Below are 267 nucleotides of genomic sequence, written 5' to 3'. Positions count from 1 at the left end.
CCTTGTGACAGGTAAATCACCGGCTGCCAAAAGCCAACACACCAGGCCAGACGCCTTGTCGATGGCACCAGTCGTATATTGCGCTGGCGATCCAGAGTTGAAAGGTGCTGCATCAATTGCAGTTGCCGATGCCGCCGCTGTAGCTGCCACAGGCGCGACCCCAGCACCATGGCCAATCCCAGACTCAGGGCCAGCAGGCTGTTAATTGCCGTTGCGGAATACTCAATCAGTTCTGGTGCATGGACGCCGCATAGATCACCGTGACAG

1 protein-coding gene is annotated in these 267 nt (G+C 57.3%); it reads right to left on the bottom strand.

Annotation, left to right across the window (positions count from 1 at the left end; translation table 11 throughout):
- A partial coding sequence (locus Q4563_RS20235) for a hypothetical protein (protein WP_303605787.1) occupies window positions 1-267 on the bottom strand: 267 nt, incomplete at both ends.

The organism is Gilvimarinus sp. 1_MG-2023, assembly GCF_030548285.1.
The sequence above is the reverse complement of the archived record's forward strand: the minus strand, read 5'-3'. Positions and strand labels throughout refer to the sequence as shown.